The organism is Microcoleus sp. PH2017_12_PCY_D_A, from assembly GCF_020738565.1.
Taxonomy (GTDB): Bacteria; Cyanobacteriota; Cyanobacteriia; order Cyanobacteriales; family Microcoleaceae; genus Microcoleus.
This window is the reverse complement of record NZ_JAEQCI010000201.1, coordinates 1-5,899: the sequence shown is the minus strand read 5'-3', so window position 1 is coordinate 5,899 and position 5,899 is coordinate 1. Positions and strand designations below refer to the sequence as shown.

The 5,899-nt window shown below is 48.5% G+C and carries 3 protein-coding genes; 2 read left to right on the top strand and 1 reads right to left on the bottom strand.

From position 1 onward, the window contains the following. Nucleotides 1–217: 217 nt before the first annotated feature. Entirely contained in the window at nt 218–1,972 is a 1,755-nt protein-coding gene (locus tag JGK39_RS32255; RefSeq protein WP_293262150.1) for an alpha/beta hydrolase, read from the bottom strand. A gap of 420 nt (nt 1,973–2,392) precedes the next feature. Between JGK39_RS32255 and JGK39_RS32250 the strand changes: the two genes are divergently transcribed. Both JGK39_RS32250 and ligA read left to right on the top strand, forming a co-directional pair. After that, nucleotides 2,393–3,376, top strand: coding sequence for an Npun_R2479 family HD domain-containing metalloprotein (locus tag JGK39_RS32250; protein ID WP_293262153.1), 984 nt, complete (start codon nt 2,393–2,395; stop codon nt 3,374–3,376). A gap of 212 nt (nt 3,377–3,588) precedes the next feature. Then, a complete protein-coding gene (gene ligA / locus JGK39_RS32245; RefSeq protein ID WP_293262156.1) occupies nt 3,589–5,772 on the top strand; it encodes an NAD-dependent DNA ligase LigA in 2,184 nt (727 codons plus the stop codon). The last annotated feature ends 127 nt before the right edge of the window (nt 5,773–5,899 follow it).

Genomic DNA, 5,899 nt, shown 5'->3' with positions numbered 1-5,899 from the left:
TCGCGCTGCTGTAAGGTGGCTGTCATGGTTTTATGATTGCTTTATTTGGTTTTCAATGTTCGTGACGGCTTTGTGTTCCGCCATGTAAATTAATATAAACCTTTTATTTCGGTTTGTAAAGGGGTGTAACAACAGCTTAACTGATGAGAGTCATCAGGAAAGCTGATGAAACGATAGAGAGGCGAAAAGATTGCGTCGCTTCGCCCGCAGCTTCACCCTAACGGGGAACAGGAGCTACTGGAGGTGGAGCAACTGGAGAAGGTGGAGCAACTGGAGCGATCGCAGGTGCAGGGGCCGCACTGCGAGCAGGTGCAGAACTGAACTGTTGCAGTTGCTGCGGGGTGAGCGATCGCAAAATTCTCAGTCCGAGAGTGTTTCGGGAGATGCTTAAAGCGTAGTTTGGCTCTAAATACGGGCGGAACTTTGATTTGTTGTTCAAGTAGCTTTCCATGAAGGCTAGGCTGAGTCCGTTGAGGTAGCGGCGGGCTAAGGCGGGTTCGGGCCCGATCGCCTGTGCTGGTGGCAAAAAGACGCTTTGAGGGGATTGGTCGATCGTCGAAAAGTGAGTCCCGTTGTTCATCAGTACCAGATATTTGTTGGGCGATGTCAGCCAGGTGAAGGGTTGAATTTGTTCGAGCAATGCCGGGGCCACGGTATCGGCGCTACCTGCGATTACCATGACTGGGATTTGGATTTTGCTGAGGTTTGTTTCTCCGAGAATGCTGCTGGCGATCGGGTTGATGGCGATCGCAGCTTTGACGCGCGGATCGCTGAAATTGTACTGATTGCGATCTAGGCTGCGGGCGCGGCACTGCAACAGCAGCGAGAGGTTCCAAGTTTCGTTTTCCAGCTTGCAGTCTTTGTCTAGCTGTGCAAAGTTAATCTGGGCTCCCGCTAATGTTAAAGCCGTATAGCCTCCGAAAGATTGGCCGATGATGCCGACTCGCTGCAAGTCGAGCTGTCCTCGGTAGGCCGGATTGGTTGTCGAAAGTTTGGTTAAATAATCGAGCAGGTCTTTGATGTCGAGGGGGCGGTTGACAAATTCGGCTGGTTCTGCTACATCCTTGGCTCTGCCTGTTACTAGGTCTTGGATTTGTTGGGCGTTGCTGCCGGGGTGTTCGGGGACGGCGACGGCAAAGCCGTAAGAGGCTAGGTGTTTGGCTAAATACTCGTAGGAAATGCGATCGGAACCTAAACCGTGGGAAATTACTACGACAGGAGCCGGTTGCGGACTTTTGAGCGGGAGGTAAATGTCGATATTAAAGGTGCGATCGCGATTTGGACTCGTCAAAGTTACCGATGATTTTTTCCAATTGTAGGGGCCCTTTTCCTGGATCTGTAGCATTTCGGCGGGCGGTATCCCAGACTCCTCGGCTGCTTGTGTTTCCGACAACTTGGCGACTCCGGCGATCGTCCGATTGGAACGGTTGATCAGCGATGTCAGCTCGTTGGCGATACCCAAGCCGCGCGCAATGTCAATCCTGATGCCGTAAGTGGGGAATTTCCGCAGCACGTTGAGAATTGTCATGCCTTCAGGATCTGAGGCTGCTAAAATTAGGGCCGCTCGGATGGCATAAAATCCGGGCTGCCGAGCTTTGGTTTGAATTACTCGCCCCAAGCGTTCCAGCAGCACTTCTCCTTGCGGTGTGTAAAGGAATTGGGCGATCGTCACGTGGCTGATTTCTGCTTTGGCTTGCAGGCCGTTGCGAATCTCCGCTAGCTGTGCTGGTTTGGCGTACTGAGCGAAGCCGTCCAAGTTTGAGTCTATTTTGCCTTCTTTGGCGAAGAGTGTCAGGGATTCGATCGGCACTGAGACTTCTAGCGGCCCGTAAGTTACGTAGATTCGCTCTGCTCCCAAGGCCGGTGCTGCGGTGCAAACAGCCGTGAATGCAAACAATCCTAGGTATTTTGGGGCGATCGACCGCCTCGCGCGAATGGCCGCAGTGGAGAGACTCGGAAACAGACAGTTCATAACTTTAACACCTAGAACTTCTAATAATTAGTCGGTGAAACGATGTAAATAGTTTCACTAATATTTAATACCAAAAAATCGATCTTTATAATTGGGAAATTAGGTTATCGTGGGAAGTATATCCAAAAGAGCAATTTTCTGACCTAACAAGACTAGCTGAACTTTAAAATTCAACGCCGAGGGGTGAATGGAGTTGAGAGTTGAGAGTTGAGATTTGAGATTTGAGATTTACTCGGCAGATGAATCTGGAAGCTGAAACTTGGGTCTAAAATTTGGGGAGCATCTAGGACTTAAGCCGGCGCTTGTATCCGTCTTTGGGCGAGGGGTCAAACCTACTCTAATGCCCATTGATTATTGTTTCAGCTATCCCAGATATTTGCGATCGAGTTTGCAACTATAGCCTGAGTGAGAGAATTTATCATGTTCAATGCAACTGCCATCCTGATTGACGCTTTTGTGCAAGAGCTACAGGCCGGCTACCGCCGCACCTACGGCAAGTACAAGCCTGACTACCCTGAAATTATCGCCTGGGCGGGGACGATGGCTCTCGAAAACATCGCTAACTGCGATGCTCTTTACCACAATGTGGAACACACAATGCTCGTGGCCTTGGTGGGACAAGAGATTCTGCGGGGGAAACATATTCGCGAAGGGGGTGTGTCGCCGGAAGATTGGCTGCACTACCTGATCTCGCTGCTGTGCCACGATATCGGCTACGTGAAAGGTGTTTGCCGGCAAGACCAAGAATCTGTGGGACTCTACGCTACTGGTATAGATGGAGGCATGGTTTCTGTGGCGATCGGCGCCACTTCTGCTAGTCTAACTCCTTATCATGTCGATCGAGGAAAACTCGTAATTGACGAACGCTTCGGCGGCCACACATTAATTGATGCCGAACAAATCAAGCGCAATATTGAGTTGACACGCTTCCCAGTTCCTGCTAGCGAAACCCATCAAGACAGAAACAACTATTCTGGGCTCGCCAGGGCCGCCGATTTAATCGGTCAGTTGAGTGACCCAAATTACCTCCGCAAAATCAGCGCCCTATTCTACGAATTTGAGGAAGTCGGCACTAATAAAATCTTGGGCTACAAATCCCCGGGAGATTTGCGGCAAAATTACGCCAAGTTTTATTGGAACGGAGTTTTCCCCTACATTCCAGCAGCTTTGAACTACTTGGAATTGACCCAGGGCGGCAAACAGATTATTGCCAATCTCTACGCCAACGTATTTCAAGTCGAACACGCTGAACCGCTTGCTTTCACCAAGCCGAACTCTCAAGATTCGATCAAATCCCGCACCAACGGCAACTCGAAGGTTGAAAAAGATGGTGATAATCTTCAACCTTCCATATCCGGGGATAACAACAAAAAGTTTAGCGATTTTTCCGATCTAAATTTGTGAGATTGTTTTGGCATAATTTATGATTGATGGAGGCGAGTCATCATTAGAAAATTTTTATATTTTCTACTTGCTGGCTCGTTTTTGTTTGAGCTATAATACAATACGGTAGACTTAATTCGTAGGTGATCCGCGAAAAATTCCTAGCTGCTATCGACAATATAATAGCGACGCACCCGACCGCAATAGTTTTATAAATAAACACAACATTTATGATGCAACCAGAAATTCAGCAGCGAGTTAAACAATTGAGGCAGCAGCTACAGGAAGCTAGCTATGCTTATTATGTTCTTGATGCGCCGATTATGGCTGATGAGGTGTACGATCGCCTTTACCGAGAGTTGCAAGAGTTAGAATCAGATTATCCTGAATTGATTGCGGCCGAAAGTCCGACTCAGCGCGTGGGAGAAAAGCCGGCTACTCAATTTTTTAGCGTCAAGCACAATATTCCTCTCTACAGTTTGGAAAATGCTTTTAATCTTCAGGAATTGGCAAAATGGCAGGAACGCTGGCAGCGAATTGCACCCCCCCTAGCCCCCCCTTGTCAAGGGGGGGGACAAGATGAAATTTCACCGCCCCTTGATGGAATTGCACCCCCCCTAACCCCCCCTTGTCAAGGGGGGGAACAAGATGGAATTTCACCGCCCCTTAGCAACGAGGAAAACAAAGAAATTACTCCCCCCCTTAGCAAGGGGGGGCAGGGGGGGGTTTCCTATGTTTGCGAGTTAAAAATTGACGGTTCTGCTTTAGCGTTAACCTATGAAAATGGGGTTTTGGTTCGCGGTGCAACGCGGGGAGATGGGATTGCGGGAGAGGACATCACTCAAAATGTTAAGACTATTCGCTCGATTCCTCTCAAGCTTAATTTAGATAATCCGCCGCCTGTGGTGGAAGTGCGGGGAGAGGCTTTTTTGTCTTTGGCTGTGTTTGAGGAAATTAATCGGGAACGGGAAAAGGCGGGGGAACAATTGTTTGCTAATCCTCGCAATGCTGCGGCGGGTACTCTGCGGCAGTTGGATTCTAAAATTGTGGACAAGCGACGGTTGGATTTCTTTGCTTATACTCTGCATTTAGATGAGGATAATGAGGAAAAGACGCAAGGGGAATCTTTGGAATTGTTGCGAAGAATCGGGTTTAAGGTGAATCCAAATCGCAAAATTTGCTCTTCGTTGGATGAGGTGCGGGAGTATTACGAATATTGGGATACTGAACGGCGAAATTTGCCTTACATGACTGATGGGGTTGTTGTTAAGATTAATTCGGTTGGGCTGCAACGACAATTGGGTTTTACTCAGAGGTTTCCGCGTTGGGCGATCGCCCTTAAGTATCCTGCGGCCGAAGTCCCTACAATTGTAGAAGCAATAACTGTGCAAGTCGGGAGAACCGGGGCTCTGACTCCCGTAGCGGAACTCAAACCGGTGCAGTTGGCTGGAACGACGGTTTCGCGGGCTTCTCTCCACAATAGCGATCGACTTTCCGAACTCAACCTCCACATAGGCGATACTGTAATTGTCAGAAAAGCTGGGGAAATTATACCAGAAGTTGTCCGAGTTTTACCGGAACTTCGTCCCGAAAATGCTCAACTTTTTCAAATGCCTAGCTGCTGTCCCGAATGTACGCAGCCTGTGGTTCGCGAAAAGGGGGAGGCCGTGACTCGCTGCATCAACACGTCTTGTCCGGCGATTTTGAGGGGTTCCCTGATTCATTTTTGCAGCCGGGATGCTTTGGATATTAACGGTGTTGGGGAAAAGTTGGTGCAGCAGATGGTTGATAGCAATCTGGTGCAGTCGGCGGCGGATTTGTTTGATTTGACTGCTGAGAGATTGATGGTTTTGGAACGCATGGGTAAAAAGTTAGCAGAAAAGTTGGTAAGTGCGATCGCCCGATCGAAAAATCAACCTTATGCGCGGGTACTTTACGGTTTGGGCATCCACCACGTCGGCAGTGTCAACGCTCAATTGCTGACAGAAAGGTTTGCCAATGTGGAAGAGTTAGCAGCGGTATCGGCGGCAGGAATTGAGGGAGTTTACGGCATCGGCCCGGAAATTGCACAAGCTGTTTATCAATGGTTTCGAGTTCCGGCAAATCAAAGTTTAATTGCACGGTTGCAAACTGCGGGATTGCAATTGCATTCAGAAGTAAAAAGTCATAATTTAGCAGACAAAAATTTACAAGTTGCAGGCAAAACTTTTGTGCTGACGGGAACTTTGCCGACTCTAAAACGAGATGAAGCTAAGGATTTGATTGTCAAAGCTGGAGGAAAAGTCACAGGTTCTGTGAGTGCTAAAACCGATTATGTGGTTGTGGGGGAAGATGCTGGTTCTAAGTTGGAGAAGGCTCAATCTTTGGGAATAGAACTGCTTTCGGAGGCTGAGTTATTGGAACTTTTGGAAACTTGAAAATTGGTGACTTTTCGTAAAATCCGGTCATCAGCCCGGTTCGTAGTGAGGACTTCAGTCCTCTGAATTTATGAGGAATGAAGTTGCATCAGCCCGGTTCGTAGTGAGGACTTCAGTCCTCTGAATT

Excerpts from the sequence above, each read along its gene's own strand:
- ligA (WP_293262156.1), top strand. The coding sequence starts at position 3,589 with ATGCAACCAGAAATTCAGCAGCGAGTTAAACAATTGAGGCAGCAGCTA.
- JGK39_RS32250 (WP_293262153.1), top strand. The coding sequence starts at position 2,393 with ATGTTCAATGCAACTGCCATCCTGATTGACGCTTTTGTGCAAGAGCTA.
- JGK39_RS32255 (WP_293262150.1), bottom strand. The coding sequence starts at position 1,972 with ATGAACTGTCTGTTTCCGAGTCTCTCCACTGCGGCCATTCGCGCGAGG.